Here is a 15860-nt window from a genome sequence, read left to right as displayed (position 1 = left end):
CCTTAGTGTCAAATAAACCTTTCGCTGCCAATAAATTAGGGTAACGAAAAGCTCATTACCCTTTAGGCGCGGTTCTGGCAAACCATAAATTTTAACACATAAATTAGTCGTGGATCGTGCCGTCAGGCATCGTTGTCCCCTTAAGATATACTCCGCTCAGGTTGACTTTTGTAAGGTTGGCTCCCAACAGGTTTGCGCCGCTTAAGTCTGACGCACTTAAAATCGCTTCTGTCAAGTCTGCCCTAATTAGACTCGCCCCCATTAAGTCGGCTCCGCTAAGGTCTACTTTGCTCAAGTTTGCCCCAATTAAATCGCATTCTGTGAGCACCGCCCTGCGCAAGTTTACTCCGTAAAGATTTACTCCGTGCAAGTCTGCACGGCAGAGTATTGCCCGAGATATGTTGGCTCCAATTAAAGTTGCTTGTATCAGAGAAGCTCCGCTCAAGTCTGCTTTGCTGAGGTTCGCTCCCATCAACTCAGCTCGATGCAGGTTAGCTTGAGCTAAAAGTGCTTCTGTGAGGTCGGCTCCCCCTAAGTCGGCTTTGCTCAAATTGGTCTTGCACAAGTTGGCTTTGCCAAAGTTGACTCTGTTGAGTTTCGCTTTGCTGAGATTGGCTCCAATCAGGTCGGCTTCATACAGATTGGCTCCAATCAATTCTGCGTCGTAGAGGTACACCTCGTGCAGGTAGACCCCACTAAAATTTCTTTCTCCTATTGCGTATAGCTTGAGCAGTTCGTCAACGTTCATTGTGGCTTCTCTACACCTTTTAAATGAAGAATACTGTCAGTAAGCTTGTTGCACCGGATATTCTGCCATTTTAGATTTTAGGTTCTGAAAGATTCACACCCAGCGTGAGACTTTCCTCAATCTGCAAGGTTTGAGTATAAATTAGATTGTTTGGGGAGGGTTAAGGACAAAACTGCATTCTCTTTTCCCCTTGGTTAAAAATTCACATTTAAAAATTTAACAACAATTTCGATCGCGCTTCCTCACTAAATTCCCAAGATTTTAGGTGGAAAGTGCGATCGAAACCATAACTTTATGTTAGTAGTTGAACTTACTGAGTATTAGTGTGACGACGATCACTAACTCATGTTAGTAGTATCACATAGGAATCACCATTTCGATCACAGCAAGCGGGAAAAAATAGCCGATAGTGGTACTGTAATGCTGGAAAATTGACAATGCCACCCTCAGCGTGTTTTACTCAACTGACGATAAAGCAAGTAGTTTCACAGATACTTGCCTGCTTGCTGTGAAAATTGGTTGCAACGTCACTCGGCGCTAACCGCTCCGGCTGATGAGAGTGTTGATGTATCAGGATTTCTGGCACAGCGAAAGCCAGAAATGCACTTCTAGGAGTAGGGAATTTCTGTATAAAAAAGCGATCGCTGGTGTAAAGACCAACCCTGTTTGCTACCACCTAGTCCACGACCCAGGTCTAAAGACACGCTCGCTTCTGGCCTTTGACTTAAACCACACTTGACCAGACTCAATACCTTGGGTACTACGTTAACGGTAAGAGTTTAAGACCTACCAAGGAATGCTCAGCTAGTTCCTGGAATCGCGAAATTTAGGATTAAACAGATTTATTGGGTTAAATCAGTCTCCTAGATCGAGTACCGGTCGTAAACTAGGGCGCAAGTACAGACGACCTGGCAGGTCGTCTCTTCTACCCCTCTCAATTAGGCTCGAAAGAGCAAACATTATGCGCTCGCGGGTTGCTCCATTTTCCATGGTAATTGTCAAGAGTGAAAGTGCATTACATTGATTACACCTTTTCTAGCAATCCCCGTGTAATGCAAAGATTCACGGCGGTTGAAACCGCCCGCGTCGTTTATCGGGCGGGCCCTCTTTGGGACCCTCGTTTCACAACTTACCGAACTTTTTTATGACTAAAAATCGCCCATACGTTCGCAAAAATTACCAATAAATACCAGGAAAACCATGCTATATGTTTAACCATAAGAGAATAAATGGTATTCCTTAAAAGTTACCTATGGCAGCTAATGTTACAGTCGAGCGGTTAAGGGCTATCAGTATTAGCAATAACCCTTGTCCATTCAATACAAAACTGACCCATAAACCGGGTTTTTTACCAAAAAACTTCGTTGCAACCCTTGCTCCAGGTTAAAATAATCCGGTTTCTGAGCGTCAGAGTGCGTCCAGGAATGAAAAAATTTAATGAGAGCGCTTTTGTATTGCTTCATGGCAAACAAAAGGCGAGCATTTAGGAGAGGAGCAGATTTTGCTCCCTTGTCAAACAAAGGTATTGTAGAACGCGAATCGTGAGGAAATTGACATGGCTGGAGTATGTAAACTTAGTATCACAGAGACAAGTGAAGAACTAAAAAATCTGTTAACTGAACAAAAAACGGCAAGCGGCTTTCAAAAAATTCAAGCACTTTACCTGTTCAAAATTTGTCATGTTAAGACAGTTAAAGAATTGGCAATGACGATCGGGGTAAACCGAATTACAGTGCAGCGGTGGCTGAGAAAGTACCGCTCTTACGGACTCGAAGGACTCCTCGAAACAAAGCACAGTGGCGGCCGCAAGCCTGCCATTCCTCCTCTGGCCCGCGCTAGTTTGGCAATGCGCCTCAGCGACCCTCAGAAAGGCTTTAAAAGCTATGGAGAAATTCAAGAGTGGTTGCAGCAGGAATACAACATTGAGGCTTCCTATAAAGCCGTTTACGCAACAGTCAGATACCAGCTAAAAGCCAAGCTGACGAAAGTCTAGACACTTCATACCAAGTCGGATTAATCACCGATTATCTAATGGTTTGCAGTCAGCTTTTGAAGCTTTTGAGGAGTTTCTTCGTCACGACAAACCTGACTAATTCTTTTTTAACCAAACTCGCTCTCATAAACTGCGAAGCATATACAGCGTATCCCTGGTTTATGAAGCAGCTTTAGACAGGGCCGGGCCCCGTATCCCTGGGATCCTCGCGATAGGCGCGTGTACTTCAAAAACCTGCACTAGAAGCTGTAAATTAGATGTTGCGACGATTGGGGTGAGGGAGAGAAAATTTGACGCTTTTGCCCTGTTTGTGAAAGATGCTCAAAAAATGCGCCAGAAATCATAGCTTGCAAGTTTTGTCTAATTTGCAGGTTTTGTTATATAGATTTAAAAATTGGCAACGGCTAAGGCAAAAATCGATCCAAAGCCGCTTTCAACTCTTCTATTTCCGTATCAATATTGCCTTCTTTCGCGGCTCTGGCGATGCACTCACTTAAATGTTCGTCAAGAATGATTCTCGCTACGCGATCGAGCGCTCCTCGAACCGCAGCAACTTGCACGAGAACTTCGGGACAGGGACGGTTTTCTTGGACCATTGTTTTAATGCCGCGGACGTGTCCCTCAATGCGAGACAAGCGATTGACCAGCCGTCGCATCGATTCTTCATCGTGATGGTGAGGGTGGGCTGATTTATCGTCGTGATGGTGGTGGGAATTTGAGGGCAAGGATTTGTCAGTAGAAGTATCAGATATAATCATTGGGGTTACGAGGGAAATTTTTAAAAGTTTGAATTCAGAATATTTTCGAGTAGGTTTTAACTGGTAGCTTGCACCGCGCTCGATCGGCTTTTTAAGGACGGGTTAGAAGAGTCCTGCCCGCAAGAAAATTGAGTTTTTGTGGAACAGCCCGAAAGCCTGTGCTTGCAAATGGTGCAAAATGTGGATTTCAATATGTGCGGACATTTGTACTATATCACTGTTGCTAGGGACTCGCCGCCAGCATTGCTTGTTCTTGGCTTTGCTGAACCAGTCCGTTCAGAAGTGCGATCGAACGACTTTACCTCATCCTAGTTTCTACGGTTCGAGAGCGATGCAGAAACCCGGTTTCTGACCTCGTCGTTCGTTTTCCAAACTTGACCCCTTATTTTTTCCGATAAATGGCTTGGCCTGCGGTTTGCTGAAGTATTTTGGTCATCGCTCGATCCTTGTTCAGGCAAATAACCCATGTTTGGTTAGGCAAAGCTAGTTCAATCATAAGTTTCTTTAGCAAGTTGGGTTCTGCCTCTTCTAATTCGATGAATCCGCGACGACGTATAATCCCTAAAACGTAGAAGGGCGTTTCAGGGAAGTATTGCAGGGTTTTGCGTACCAGATAGGCTTCCTTGACTTGACGGTAGCGCGAGAGTTGTTCGACGAGCTTTGCTTGAGCCGATGCACTCAGATCGTGAGACTCGAAGCGATCGCCGACGGATATACTAGAACGCTCTTGCTGCGCTAGACTGATTTCTTCATCATCATTAGTAGGAACTGCATTTGGTTCTCCACTCCTCGGCAGGTTTTGAGTCACTGCCTCGTGGAATTTATTGTACTGGCTAAGAGAAAGCACACCCTGGGCGACTTGCTTCAGTTTCAGGTTGCCGTTGCTATCCTTAGAAATAGAGCTTACAGTCAAGATCGGATCGCTGAACTTACAGCAAGGACAGCGTTGCAGGTAAACTTCCAAATTAGCAGGATGGATTCCTTGTAAGGGGTCGAGCAATTTTCCTGCTTCACCGAATCGATCGTTTTGAAGCAGATTCAAGAAGTTTTCAGAGCATTGGAGATTGACAATGCCAATATGTTCCGGGTGTTTATACCACTGGTCGCCGTTTTCGCAGAAAGGGTTTTTAGCAGTAGAGTAGGCGATCGCTGCGATCGTAATATCGATTATCGCCAACTCAATCAGCCAGTAAATCCAAGTACCCGTCTCACCCAAATTGGTTCCTGTACTCTCTAAGCGACCGATACTTACTCCTTGCTGGGCATTGTGCTTTAAATATCCCAAAAAACCTTTAGATCCTGTTTTTTCTTGCAGGAAGGTATCGATAATATTGTTGGATTGGTTGTCACTTACCCCCTCCAGTTCTTTTGTTATTTGCTCCGAAGCCGACTGCTTAAACTGCCAGTATCCTGCGCCATGCAGCGATCCATACAGGAGCAGTCCAGTTATTACCCCAAAAAGGGTGGCGATCGCCGGATTTCTTACCTTTCCTTGGCGGATTGCTGCAACCATTACTGTACCCCCTGCAAATCCCATGCCCAAGGGAAACAAAACAATCAGGTAAACTAATAACGAGATCAGATGTGTAAGTCCGCCAATAGCAAGACCACCAATCACCGAGGATAGCAACAGCCATTTAAGCCCGGTACTTGTCACTTTGTTGCTGGGCTGATAAGGTTTCATAGTTTTTGGCTATTTTAAATTGACTGGTCAAGTAGAAACATGAACCTCAAGAACAACTAAAATTTAATACCAACTTAGCTTAAAATTGAAAGAGACAATCTATTCTAACTCTTACTTTACCCATTATCTGTTAGCCACGGCATTATCGTAACAGAACGTATAGGTCAGCGATGGATAATCAAATATAATAGGTATTTGAAAGTCTTGCTCTACATGACTTGTAGACCCGGTTGAGGTTTTACCCAACTTATTAGCTTAGAATGGTGAGTCTCGCTTTGCTCAACCTACGTTGGATTATTAAAATATGTTTAGGAGCTAGCTCGCGATCGAATATTCAATCCGTGCAAGATCACCTGCACCCAATTAACTCAACTTGACAAAGAGCGACACTATGAGACTGTTCAAATTTTCTCGCCCCGCACCCCGAATCGCAGTTCGCCTGTTAACCCTAATTTTAGCAATTACGATCGCCCTGAGTGCTTCAGCAATCTATGCTGCACCCGCTGTCGCCGCTGACGGCCAAAATCCGCCTTCCTTGCGGGAACAGCCCAAAACAGCCGTTCATAAAGTACAGTTCCAGAGTTCCCCAGCCACCCCCCCGAATCTGCAACTGTTAGCGCTGCGCGGCCCGGAACTCCCGGCGGATACCGGCAGTTTTGTGACGGCTGCAGTCGATCGAGTCGGGCCAGCAGTTGTCCGCATTGATACCGAGCGCACTGTCAGCCGCAACATCGATCCCTTAATGGAAGACCCCTTCTTCCGCAGATTTTTGGGAGAAGATTTGCGCAGCATGACCCCCAGACAAGAACGGTTGCGCGGTCAAGGTTCCGGCTTCATTATTGACAAAAGCGGGATTGTTTTAACCAACGCTCACGTAGTTGACAAAGCCGATCGAGTGACTGTCACCTTAAACGACGGCAGGACATTTCCAGGAGAAGTGCAAGGTACTGACGAAGTAACAGATTTGGCTGTTGTCAAAATTAATACCAAGCAATTAAACCTGCCGACGGCCACCTTGGGAGATTCCGACGCGGTGAAAGTGGGAGATTGGGCGATCGCTGTGGGCAACCCCCTGGGATTTGACAACACCGTCACCTTGGGCATTATCAGCACCCTCAAACGCTCGAGTGCAGCCGTCGGCATTCCTGACAAGCGGCTCGATTTCATTCAAACCGACGCCGCCATCAATCCCGGCAATTCCGGCGGCCCGCTGTTAAACAGCAGAGGAGAAGTGATTGGCATCAACACGGCGATTCGAGCCGACGCAATGGGTATTGGCTTTGCGATTCCGATCGACAAAGCCAAGGCCATCTACGCGCAGTTAGCCAAGGGAGAACAAGTCAGCCATCCGTTTTTGGGGATTCAGATGATTGCTTTGACTCCTGAAATGGCCAGAGAGAATAATTCTGACCCCAATGCTCCTTTAATTGTGCCGGAAGTGAAAGGGGTGTTAGTGATGCGAGTTGTGCCAAATACGCCTGCTGAGGAAGCGGGGGTTCGCAAGGGGGATGTCATCGTTCAAATTGACGGCGAGGGAGTGACTGAACCCGAACAGTTGCAAAATTTGGTGGAAAACAGCCAAATCGGTCAAATTCTGCAACTGAAGGTGCGCCGCGGTGCCCAGATTAAAGAACTTGCGGTTAAAACTGCTCAACTGAGGGATTTTTAACTAGAAGGGGAAGGGGGGAAATTGTTAAAACCCCCTCCTCGACTCGATCGCGTGCTGGGCATAAAAATTGTTCACAAATGAAATAGGATTGCTATAGTCTCTTTTGTTGCGGAGCGATCGTCTTCTGCAAGCTTCGCTAACGCACGACTTATGCTACTTGCCTATCCCAAAATTCCCGATAGTAAAAATTGCCCTCACGAACAATGTGTAGCTTTTGAGAAGTACGATGGCACTAATTTGCATTGGGTTTGGGAAGTTGAACTTGGTTGGTATGCTTTTGGTACGCGTCGCAGTAGATTTGATTTGGATGAGATGGGAATTGCAGAATTTAATGCTGCACATCCAGGTTTAGAAGAAGCACCGGAAATATTTAAAAGAGACTTTGCTAGTCCCTTAGAGTCTATATTTCGAGAGAATGAACTGTATCACTGCCCTGAAATTACTGTGTTTACAGAGTTTTTTGGTGCTAACTCGTTTGCGGGAAAGCACAAAAAGGACGATCGCAAACAACTGGTGCTTTTTGATGTGGAAACTGAGGGCGGTATGGTTGTTCCCGATCGGTTTATTCAGGATTTTGGTAAATTAAATATTGCGCGAGTGATTTATCGCGGCAAACTGACGGGCAAGTTTATGGATGATCTTCGCAAGGGGAAATACGGTGTGGATGAAGGTGTTGTGTGCAAGGGAGGCCGCAATCCTAATAATCTGTGGATGGTGAAGATTAAGACTGATGCGTATATGCAGAGATTGCAGCAAGCTTTTAAGGATGATTGGGAAAAATACTGGGAGTAATATCAAATCTGAAGACTAACTTTTATCGGCTAGTTTTCTAATAGGGTGCCTTGCAGCCAGGTAAGTTATAGATCGGATCGGGTGGGGGTGTTGAGGTGAGAAAGTGGGAATGATGGGATGGGATGAGTCGGTGATGAGGCAGATTTTAGCGTCGAAGCGAGTGAGAGAATCGAGAAAAGTTTGGCTAAAACCTTGGGGTTTCACCTCTTCGTAGAAAATGAGGATGGGGTGTTTTTCCCAGTCTAGGAGTTGCCAGTAGATTTTGAGTTCTGTGAGGGTGCGGGGCGATGCCCTCTGTGGATTTGGAACAGTGGTGTTTTTTGATGAGTTGATAGGAAATAAAATATGTGGTATGCTAAAGTAGTCAGACAAGTTCAAACTTTAATTAGATCAGGGTTAAATTTATGGGAGAGGCAAAACGACGTAAGAAACTTAATCCTAATTATGGGAAGCCCACTTCTCAAAATGATCCAATAGGCATAGAAGAAAACTATGAGTGTTATGGAGAACGTGCAGAGTATTTCAGAGATTCAGATTTTTATCTAAATCAGGGTGGGGCTTTTGAAGAAAGTCTTCCTAGATACCATAGATATAGATCCGTTACAGAAAGTCAACTTTTTCAGTTTATTCAAAATGCCATTGATCAGGAAGAGCAAACTGCTACCTACATTCTAAATAAAGTGAAGTCATTGTCTGATCTCACTGAAATTCAGAGCGATTTATTAGGCCTAGTGGATAAGTCGATTATGTCAAAGAGATCGGGCGATCTCAATCAAGCCTTCAAATACTACGATCAAGTATTTAGTCATAATCAAACATGGTTTATGCTTTGGTACGGTCTGGCCAAGCTATTATGCCTGTTTCGAGAATACAGGATGGCTTTTGCGTGCATAAAAATTTGCACTTACTTATACCCAAAAATGTGGAATGGCCGTCAATACCATTCCGATCCTGATTTGTCATACCATTATGACCAAATATATTCTTTAGCTATAGCTGGCGAGGAAAATGAACCTTATCTCAGGACGCTAGGTCGTCCTCTTAATACAGTTAGAATTGCAAATTCTAACGGAAAAGTTATAGCAAATTCTCCAGTAGGGAAAATAAAAGTAGTCAAGCCAGAATCGCTATCTTCAGATATCAAAACGCAGGTAAAAGGTGATAGTCACAACATGGTAAGGATTAAAGTTGTTGATGTTGGTCGTTCCGGTAATCCTGAGTATGCTGAATATACCCAGGCACAGATTAAAGAGTTCCGATCCACAATTGTCACAGTGCTGACAAGAAACTTGATGCCTACTTCTGATGATTTTGTTGAGACAGTTTTAGGTGCTTCTCTTGCGTGTCATTACTGGCGCAAAGATTTAAGTTTTGTTGGTGCTGTTGAACAAGTTGTACAAGATATAGAAAGAACTATGGGAAGAGGATATTGACATGGGAAAAGCAAAACGCCGCAAGCAAACTCCTAATTATAGGAAGCCCACTTCTCAAGATGATTTAGGAGATAAAAAAGGGGCGATCGCCGATTATAATAAAGCGATTGGACTTAAGCCTGACTATGCTTTAGCCTACATCAACCGGGGTAACGTCAGTTATAATTTAGGAGATAAAGAAGGGGCGATCGCCGATTATAATAAAGCGATTGAACTTCAGCCTGACTATGCTTTAGCCTACTACAACCGGGGTGTAGTCCGTGATGATTTAGGAGATAAAAAAGGGGCGATCACCGATTATAATAAAGCGATTGAACTTCAGCCTGACTATGCTTTAGCCTACAGCAACCGGGGTAGCGTCCGTGATGATTTAGGAGATAAAAAAGGGGCGATCGCCGATTATAATAAAGCGATTGAACTTAAGCCTGACTATGCTTTAGCCTACTACAACCGGGGTAACGTCCGTGATGATTTAGGAGATAAAAAAGGGGCGATCGCCGATTTCAAGAAAGCGATTGAACTTAAGCCTGACTATGCTCAAGCCTACGGCAACCGGGGTATAGTCCGTAATGATTTAGGAGATAAAAAAGGGGCGATCGCCGATTATAATAAAGTGATTGAACTTAAGCCTGACGATGCTTTTGCCTACTACAACCGGGGTAAAGTCCGTAGCGAATTAGGAGATAAAAAAGGGGCGATCGCCGATTTGAATAAAGCGATTGAACTTCAGCCTGACTATGCTTTAGCCTACTACAACCGGGGTCTAGTCCGTAATGATTTAGGAGATAAAAAAGGGGCGATCGCCGATTTGAATAAAGCGATTGAACTTCAGCCTGACGATGCTTTTGCCTACTCCAACCGGGGTGTAGTCCGTGATGATTTAGGAGATAAAAAAGGGGCGATCGCCGATTTCAATAAAGCGATTGAACTTCAGCCTGACTTAGCTCAAGCCTACGGCAACCGGGGTAACGTCCGTAGCGAATTAGGAGATAAAAAAGGGGCGATCGCCGATTTCAATAAAGCGATTGAACTTCAGCCTGACTATGCTCAAGCCTACAACAACCGGGGTAAAGTCCGTAGCGAATTAGGAGATAAACAAGGGGCGATCGCCGATTATAATAAAGCGATTGAACTTCAGCCTGACTTAGCTTTAGCCTACAGCAACCGGGGTAAAGTCCGTTATAATTTAGGAGATAAAAAAGGGGCGATCACCGATTATAATAAAGCGATTGAACTTCAGCCTGACTATGCTGATGCCTACTACAACCGGGGTATAGTCCGTAGCGAATTAGGAGATAAACAAGGGGCGATCGCCGATTATAATAAAGCGATTGAACTTCAGCATAACTATGCTTTTGCCTACAACAACCGGGGTCTAGTCCGTTATGATTTAGGAGATAAAAAAGGGGCGATCTCCGATTATAATAAAGCGATTGAACTTCAGCCTGACTATGCTTTAGCCTACAGCAACCGGGGTAAAGTCCGTGATGAATTAGGAGATAAACAAGGGGCTATTGAGGATTTACAGAAAGCCGCACAATTGTTTATTGTTTGAAGCACAAGGCCAAATGGCTTACTATGAAAAGGCAATGGAACTATGGTACAAGGTGATAGTCACAACATGGTAAGGATTAAAGTTGTTGATGTTGGTCGTTCCGGTAATACTGAGTATGCTGAATATACCCAGGCACAGATTGAAGAGTTTCGCTCCACAATCGTCACAGTGCTGACAAGAAACTTGATGCCTACTGCTGATGATTTTATTGAGACAGTTTTAGGTGCTTCTCTTGCGTGTCATTACTGGCGCAAAGATTTAAGTTTTGTTGGTGCTGTTGAACAAGTTGTACAAGATATAGAAAGAACTATGGGAAGAGGATATTGACATAGGAAAAGCAAAACGCCTCAAGCAACTTGATCCTAAAAGCCAACCTTAGATGCTAGAAAGAGATTACACATGAAGAAACCTATGCAACCAGACCAAGGATTTATTATAGACTCCGATCATTTGTTTAAAATTGCAAAAGATGGATACCAGAAAGCAAGTCAAGGTCATGAAATTCATCGACAGAACGATGCAATAGTCGCAATTGTTTTTTCTGCTCTGGCACTTGAGGCATTTATTAATGAGTTGCTATTCATTGCAAAGATGGAAAAGCTGTCTGGATCTAGTGAGGATTGGCTTGATAAGTTAATCGAGGCAATAGAGGAATGTAGCACAGACGGTATAGCGGGCAAAAAGCCTAATGGCTGGATTAAATGTTTCAACAAATTTCTTAACACATTCAAACTAGAGTTGCGTTTTATTCGTGGTGCTACGTGGAAAAGTACAACGGACAAGTTGATGTCAGCCAGCAAGGCATTGGGAAGCCAGTTTGACAAAAGAAGTTCTCCTTATGAAGACTTTGTAGACTTATTCAAATTACGTAATTGCTTAGTGCATCTTAAGCCCGAAGATCTGATAGAGCCTGGTGAAGATAAAATAGATAAGTATGTAGGACGGGAACTCATAGAAAAGCTCCGAAATAAGGAAATTTTTCAAAAGGATACAAGTGTTCAGTCAATAACATTGCTAGTTAGCAATGCTAAGGCTGCTAAATGGGCTTGTGAAACTACTTCAAAAATGGTTATTGCAATATTGGATAAATTGGATAAAACTGCCACATCAGATTTTACTAAAGATAATGAACAATTGGCATTGTATAGGGAAACTTTTCAGCCCCCTACTTAGCTACTTCTTTAGTTAAAGTGTGAATCTAAAGGGGTCTAACAACCCCTATGCAGCGGACAGACGAAACTTTCCCGCAACCGTAACCGCGAAACCTCATCTTTCTGTTCCATCGCCACCAACGCCAACCGCGCCAAGGCTGTATCAATTGCCTCCCGTTGGTCTAAAATCTCCTCATCCGCCTTCGGGCGATACACCCAATCCACAAACTGCCCGTATAACCCCGCTTGTGTTTCGGGCAAACCGCCCCCTGTCTGCCAAATTTGACATAACATCCACAACCGCAACGGATTTTGTATCAACTCCTTGAGACCGGAATTTTCTGACTGTGCTAACGCCGCCTCTAAACTCTCCCCCGTCGCCGCATCCCCCATCCCCGCAAACCAACAGCGAATATATCCGTCCGTTACCTGATGATTAAACCGCAGAGGCCACAGAGTCAGAGAAGATAGAGATGAATAATTCTGATACCAACGGATTCGATCTAACGCTCATTCTTTTGGATTGCCCTAATCTTAAAGCTCTAAATATCGAGCCAAAATCTGTTGAATTTCTTGTAGTTGCTGCAACTCCAATTGCCCAAGACAGCGCACGAGTCTGCGTTTATCAAACGTCATCGGATCGACGCACACGATAAAACTCTCGGTACTCAGACCATTGAGAGTCGAAGGAATTACTGGCAAAACAATGGGCCGTAAATGCTCGTTTGGAACAGCAGAAGTGATGGGCAGAACTGTGACTTTACTGCGTTGATTAAAAGCAGTTCCTGAAATAATTACCGCCGATCGAGTCTTGCGGATTTCTGTACCGACTGAGGGATCGAAATTCACGAGCCAGATGCTTCCCAGTCGGTAATCGCTAGTGTTGGAAACTCAGTTTTTTTGGCGTGTTCGGCTAGCAGCACTGCCTTACTTATTGGCTCACTTTACGGAACAAAAAGACGACCAACGCCCATCCAGGTTTCGATATCCAGCAAGATTTCCAGAATACGGTCAACACAACGATTTCGATAGACTCGAGCGACTAAAAATCGATCGGCATCTCCAATCGTAATGACAGGTAGGGAATCCACTGTATTTTCTTCTCGGATCACCTGTTCCAGGGAGTCTTCACCCCTCATGCTGCGGTTGGCAGTAAGCAAAATCATCTGATTTGCCTGAGCAAGTCGCCAAACAACTCGATCGTTACTGTCGATCGACAAATTCATCTGCTTGAAAGTGACAACACGAATTGGGAGTAGATTTAACCAGCCTTGACTCGCAATATTGCCCAATAAAATCTCTGCATGACCTCCGAGATTGTGATCGATCAGAAAATTCATGCTTCTAGTTCGTGTTTGGCTTTCTGTTCTCGGAGTTTTGCCCAAAGAGCCTCTCGACCGGGTTTGGGTGGCATCGCTGCAACGCGGGCAGAATGTTCGCGATTGCGTTCTTCCCAGTAATGCTGAATTTCTTTAGCTTGCCTTAAAACAACTTGATACTCTGCTTCGACTTCTGCACGATTTGCCTCAATGTAGGATAAAGCAACGTTAATCTGATCCTCTGTTAAGTCAAACAAGGAACGGATAAACTTCGGGGGATATTGAGCCGTCAGATAGTCCATCACATCATAGAGAGTGATGCGCGTACCTGAAATTGTCAGTCCGCGCTCTGTACGAATAATGATTGGTTGGTTGTTGGATAATGAAACCATATCCATAGCCTCTGAAAAAGTCTAGAAAATAATCCGATCGTACCTTACAAATCTGTGATGTCGTGTTTGGAGAAACCTTTGGGCAAATCGACCAGACGCCCCCTACACAAAATTAGCCGGATCTTGATCTCGCCGATGCTTCAGCAGAATCGGAGAACCTTGGCCATCACCCACCAAAGCCGCCGTTTCCTCCAACGCTTCCCTCAGCCTCTTGGCCGCGTAGATCGACATATCGCGGGGCACATTCACCCGATCGCGCAAATACCGCAAAGCCGAATCAGAACCAGCCGGCGGCGTACAAACTTGACCAGTCATCATCAAAGTTAAAGCACAACGCAAAGCCTCATCAAATAAATTGTCATCAGCAGGATTGACTCGAACGATATTGCGGTGGTGCTTAATGACGCGATGAAGCGCTTCCGCGCGGGAGGTTTCCGGTTCTGGATACATCACATCCGGCAGTCCAGCCCAAGGCCCATTATCCACGCGGGCTTTATTGAGTAGCATCTGAGGTTCGCCGTTTTCATAACACCCGCCCATCTGAGGCGGTAAATCGTGGACGTGGGTGTGAAAATCGCTCTGAGTGCCGCGATAGGTAGGGCGGGTTTCCATCGCCGCAAACCAGTCAGCAAAGCGCGGGTTTTCTTCCCGCATCGAGTAGCCTTTGTAGTAGTAAAGACTGGCATTCATGCGTTCGACGTAGGGCGTAAAGATCACATCCGCAGTGCCAAATTCATCGAGGAAATAAGGCCCCGGAGTGCTGGCGAGAGCCTTTTCTACCTGGGCGACGACGCTGATAAATTGGTCGCGGTTGTGCTGTTCTACTCTGGCTGAACTTGCTGGGTAGCACAGCCAAGAGCACCAGGCCCTAAACAGCAGTCGCTCTAGCCGCCGCATGGGTATTACTGCGGGGTTTTCCATGCCCAAACCCAAGGGGCCATAGACTCGTTCCAGGGCGATTAAGATATCATCGCTTTCGGTGATGATGCGGCCGTCTAGTTCGATCGCCGGTAGCATTCCCGATGGCACTTTGCGCTTGTACCAGCTTTCCTTTTCCCCATAGCAGAACATAGTAACTTTGTCAATACGGTAGGGGATTTGTTTTTCTTCCAACCACAGCCAGATTTTTTGACAGTAGGGACACCAAGCATGGTTATCGCGGTACAGGGTGACTCGCACATCGGGTTCGGTTTTACCAAACAGGCGCAAGCAGGCTTGGGCGTTGGTTGGCCCGTTGACGCGATCGAGTTCAAAGTCTGTGAGGGCTTCTAATTGTGTCCAGGTTAGAGGGGTGGCGATCGTGGCGGTTGGTGTCATGGGTGAATTAGTGCGGATGATGGTTGTCAGAAATATAGACTAAATGTATATCGTTTCTCAGTCGCGATCGTCCAAAAGCCAATGGCAAATTTGCCATTGGCTGAGGTTTGTGACTGGCTACACCATCCCTACTGGCGATCGCAACTTGCTATCAAATCAGAGCGAACATATCTTGGGTCAGCGAGCTTGATGACAAACCAGTGACAGACGCTAACAACTCACCAGTGCTGGCGATACGGATCAGGGTGTCCTGGGCCTGGATACCTGTACCCTGGCTAATTGTTAACTGGTTAAATCTTAGACCGCCGCTTAATCCCAGTAAATCTTGACCAGTCTGGAAATCAGTAATGGTGTCCACTCCTGCACCAGAGTTGAGCACAAAGCGATCGCGACCATCACCACCTATCAGCGAATCATTGCCTAAACCGCCATTGAGCAGGTCATCACCAGCACCACCGCTAACAGTATCATTTCCCCTGTCTCCAAAAAGGGTGTCATTTCCCAAGTCCCCGGAAACTAGGTCATCGTCCTTACCGCCGTGGACAACATCATTATCTTTACCGCCATAGACAGTATCATTTCCCATGTCTCCGAAGAGGATATCATCTCCTGAATCTCCTAAAACCAGGTCATTATCCTTGCCGCCGCGAACAACATCCTTGCCTTTACCGCCGTAAAGAGAATCGTTTCCCTGATTGCCGTTGAGAAGGTCTTTGCCTTGATTGCCATAGAGCAAGTCATTACCCAATCCACCAACAAGAGTGTCATTTCCCGACTTACCGATTAACACATCATCATCTTGAGTACCTGTGATTGAGTCGTCATTGTCAGTGCCAATTAGGGTGTCACCGCTGCTCCCCTCAAGTGTTAGCGTCGGTTCTGGAATCGGAGTGGATGTCGGTTCTGGAATCGGAATGGGTGTCGGTTCTGGAATCGGAGTGGGTGTCGGTTCTGGAATCGGAGTGGGTGTCGGTTCTGGAATCGGAGTGGGTGTCGGTTCTGGAATCGGAGTGGGTGTCGGTTCTGGAATCGGAGTGGGTGTCGGTTCT

General features: G+C 45.4%; 18 protein-coding genes. 8 read left to right on the top strand and 10 right to left on the bottom strand.

Going from position 1 to position 15860, the window contains the following annotated elements; genetic code table 11:
- Nucleotides 1-103: 103 nt before the first annotated feature.
- The gene (locus ACUVJL_RS33285; RefSeq protein ID WP_445249739.1) at nt 104-748 is read right to left on the bottom strand and encodes a pentapeptide repeat-containing protein; all 645 of its coding nucleotides are present in this window, start codon (nt 746-748) and stop codon (nt 104-106) included.
- 1555 nt (nt 749-2303) lie between these two features.
- On the opposite strand from ACUVJL_RS33285, the gene ACUVJL_RS33280 reads away from it, so the two are divergent.
- Complete coding sequence (locus ACUVJL_RS33280) at nt 2304-2741, top strand: helix-turn-helix domain-containing protein (RefSeq protein WP_333131128.1); 438 nt, start codon at nt 2304-2306, stop codon at nt 2739-2741.
- 404 nt (nt 2742-3145) lie between these two features.
- Here ACUVJL_RS33280 and ACUVJL_RS33275 read toward each other — a convergent pair whose 3' ends face one another.
- Nucleotides 3146-3499, bottom strand: coding sequence for a metal-sensitive transcriptional regulator (locus ACUVJL_RS33275; RefSeq protein ID WP_333131130.1), 354 nt, complete (start codon nt 3497-3499; stop codon nt 3146-3148).
- Nucleotides 3500-3637: 138 nt separating this feature from the next.
- Here ACUVJL_RS33275 and ACUVJL_RS33270 point away from each other — a divergent pair, with 138 nt between their 5' ends.
- Nucleotides 3638-3811 carry a hypothetical protein gene (locus ACUVJL_RS33270; RefSeq protein WP_445249738.1) on the top strand — a complete coding sequence of 58 codons (174 nt, stop codon included), beginning with the start codon at nt 3638-3640 and terminating at the stop codon, nt 3809-3811.
- A 70-nt stretch (nt 3812-3881) separates the two neighbouring features.
- Here ACUVJL_RS33270 and ACUVJL_RS33265 read toward each other — a convergent pair whose 3' ends face one another.
- On the bottom strand, nt 3882-5183 hold the full coding sequence (locus ACUVJL_RS33265) for a hypothetical protein (protein ID WP_445249737.1): 1302 nt from the start codon (nt 5181-5183) through the stop codon (nt 3882-3884).
- A 391-nt stretch (nt 5184-5574) separates the two neighbouring features.
- Between ACUVJL_RS33265 and ACUVJL_RS33260 the strand changes: the two genes are divergently transcribed.
- Together ACUVJL_RS33260 and ACUVJL_RS33255 are read left to right on the top strand one after the other, a co-directional pair.
- Nucleotides 5575-6852 (top strand): HhoA/HhoB/HtrA family serine endopeptidase, encoded by a 1278-nt coding sequence (locus tag ACUVJL_RS33260; protein WP_445249736.1) that lies wholly within the window; start codon nt 5575-5577, stop codon nt 6850-6852.
- Nucleotides 6853-7002: 150 nt separating this feature from the next.
- A complete protein-coding gene (locus ACUVJL_RS33255) occupies nt 7003-7644 on the top strand; it encodes a hypothetical protein (protein ID WP_445249735.1) in 642 nt (213 codons plus the stop codon).
- A 15-nt stretch (nt 7645-7659) separates the two neighbouring features.
- Here the strand turns inward: ACUVJL_RS33255 and ACUVJL_RS33250 are convergent, their stop codons facing one another.
- Complete coding sequence (locus tag ACUVJL_RS33250; protein ID WP_445249734.1) at nt 7660-8016, bottom strand: NACHT C-terminal alpha/beta 1 domain-containing protein; 357 nt, start codon at nt 8014-8016, stop codon at nt 7660-7662.
- 32 nt (nt 8017-8048) lie between these two features.
- Between ACUVJL_RS33250 and ACUVJL_RS33245 the strand changes: the two genes are divergently transcribed.
- The 4 genes from ACUVJL_RS33245 to ACUVJL_RS33230 all read left to right on the top strand — a co-directional run bounded on the left by ACUVJL_RS33245 (nt 8049) and on the right by ACUVJL_RS33230 (nt 11805).
- Complete coding sequence (locus ACUVJL_RS33245) at nt 8049-9077, top strand: hypothetical protein (protein ID WP_445249733.1); 1029 nt, start codon at nt 8049-8051, stop codon at nt 9075-9077.
- A gap of 1 nt (nt 9078) precedes the next feature.
- Nucleotides 9079-10632 (top strand): tetratricopeptide repeat protein, encoded by a 1554-nt coding sequence (locus ACUVJL_RS33240; RefSeq protein WP_445249732.1) that lies wholly within the window; start codon nt 9079-9081, stop codon nt 10630-10632.
- Between the two features lie 42 nt (nt 10633-10674).
- Nucleotides 10675-10959 carry a hypothetical protein gene (locus ACUVJL_RS33235; RefSeq protein WP_445249731.1) on the top strand — a complete coding sequence of 95 codons (285 nt, stop codon included), beginning with the start codon at nt 10675-10677 and terminating at the stop codon, nt 10957-10959.
- A gap of 84 nt (nt 10960-11043) precedes the next feature.
- Entirely contained in the window at nt 11044-11805 is a 762-nt protein-coding gene (locus ACUVJL_RS33230) for a hypothetical protein (RefSeq protein WP_445249730.1), read from the top strand.
- Nucleotides 11806-11840: 35 nt separating this feature from the next.
- Here the strand turns inward: ACUVJL_RS33230 and ACUVJL_RS33225 are convergent, their stop codons facing one another.
- From ACUVJL_RS33225 to ACUVJL_RS33200, 6 genes are all read right to left on the bottom strand, one after another.
- The gene (locus ACUVJL_RS33225; RefSeq protein ID WP_445249729.1) at nt 11841-12077 is read right to left on the bottom strand and encodes a hypothetical protein; all 237 of its coding nucleotides are present in this window, start codon (nt 12075-12077) and stop codon (nt 11841-11843) included.
- A gap of 240 nt (nt 12078-12317) precedes the next feature.
- Complete coding sequence (locus ACUVJL_RS33220) at nt 12318-12650, bottom strand: type II toxin-antitoxin system PemK/MazF family toxin (RefSeq protein WP_445249740.1); 333 nt, start codon at nt 12648-12650, stop codon at nt 12318-12320.
- Nucleotides 12651-12727: 77 nt separating this feature from the next.
- Nucleotides 12728-13123, bottom strand: a complete 396-nt coding sequence (locus ACUVJL_RS33215) for an ACP S-malonyltransferase (RefSeq protein WP_445249728.1) — start codon at nt 13121-13123, stop codon at nt 12728-12730.
- Nucleotides 13120-13494: a DUF433 domain-containing protein gene (locus ACUVJL_RS33210; RefSeq protein WP_445249727.1), complete on the bottom strand. Its 375-nt coding sequence runs from the start codon at nt 13492-13494 to the stop codon at nt 13120-13122. Before ACUVJL_RS33210 ends, ACUVJL_RS33215 begins: the two co-directional genes overlap by 4 nt.
- 102 nt (nt 13495-13596) lie before the next feature.
- Nucleotides 13597-14811, bottom strand: coding sequence for a glutathione S-transferase family protein (locus ACUVJL_RS33205; RefSeq protein ID WP_445249726.1), 1215 nt, complete (start codon nt 14809-14811; stop codon nt 13597-13599).
- 151 nt (nt 14812-14962) lie between these two features.
- Nucleotides 14963-15860, bottom strand: an 898-nt coding sequence (locus tag ACUVJL_RS33200) for a calcium-binding protein (protein ID WP_445249725.1), incomplete at its 5' end; no start/stop codon positions are given.

Source organism: Microcoleus sp. OTE_8_concoct_300, from assembly GCF_031383065.1.
GTDB lineage: Bacteria > Cyanobacteriota > Cyanobacteriia > Cyanobacteriales > Microcoleaceae > Microcoleus.
The sequence above is the reverse complement of the archived record's forward strand: the minus strand, read 5'-3'. Positions and strand labels throughout refer to the sequence as shown.

Coding starts and splice junctions, on each gene's coding strand:
- ACUVJL_RS33285 (WP_445249739.1), bottom strand. CDS start 748: ATGAACGTTGACGAACTGCTCAAGCTATACGCAATAGGAGAAAGAAAT.
- ACUVJL_RS33280 (WP_333131128.1), top strand. CDS start 2,304: ATGGCTGGAGTATGTAAACTTAGTATCACAGAGACAAGTGAAGAACTA.
- ACUVJL_RS33275 (WP_333131130.1), bottom strand. CDS start 3,499: ATGATTATATCTGATACTTCTACTGACAAATCCTTGCCCTCAAATTCC.
- ACUVJL_RS33265 (WP_445249737.1), bottom strand. CDS start 5,183: ATGAAACCTTATCAGCCCAGCAACAAAGTGACAAGTACCGGGCTTAAA.
- ACUVJL_RS33260 (WP_445249736.1), top strand. CDS start 5,575: ATGAGACTGTTCAAATTTTCTCGCCCCGCACCCCGAATCGCAGTTCGC.
- ACUVJL_RS33255 (WP_445249735.1), top strand. CDS start 7,003: ATGCTACTTGCCTATCCCAAAATTCCCGATAGTAAAAATTGCCCTCAC.
- ACUVJL_RS33245 (WP_445249733.1), top strand. CDS start 8,049: ATGGGAGAGGCAAAACGACGTAAGAAACTTAATCCTAATTATGGGAAG.
- ACUVJL_RS33240 (WP_445249732.1), top strand. CDS start 9,079: ATGGGAAAAGCAAAACGCCGCAAGCAAACTCCTAATTATAGGAAGCCC.
- ACUVJL_RS33235 (WP_445249731.1), top strand. CDS start 10,675: ATGGTACAAGGTGATAGTCACAACATGGTAAGGATTAAAGTTGTTGAT.
- ACUVJL_RS33230 (WP_445249730.1), top strand. CDS start 11,044: ATGCAACCAGACCAAGGATTTATTATAGACTCCGATCATTTGTTTAAA.
- ACUVJL_RS33225 (WP_445249729.1), bottom strand. CDS start 12,077: ATGTTATGTCAAATTTGGCAGACAGGGGGCGGTTTGCCCGAAACACAA.
- ACUVJL_RS33215 (WP_445249728.1), bottom strand. CDS start 13,123: ATGAATTTTCTGATCGATCACAATCTCGGAGGTCATGCAGAGATTTTA.
- ACUVJL_RS33210 (WP_445249727.1), bottom strand. CDS start 13,494: ATGGTTTCATTATCCAACAACCAACCAATCATTATTCGTACAGAGCGC.
- ACUVJL_RS33205 (WP_445249726.1), bottom strand. CDS start 14,811: ATGACACCAACCGCCACGATCGCCACCCCTCTAACCTGGACACAATTA.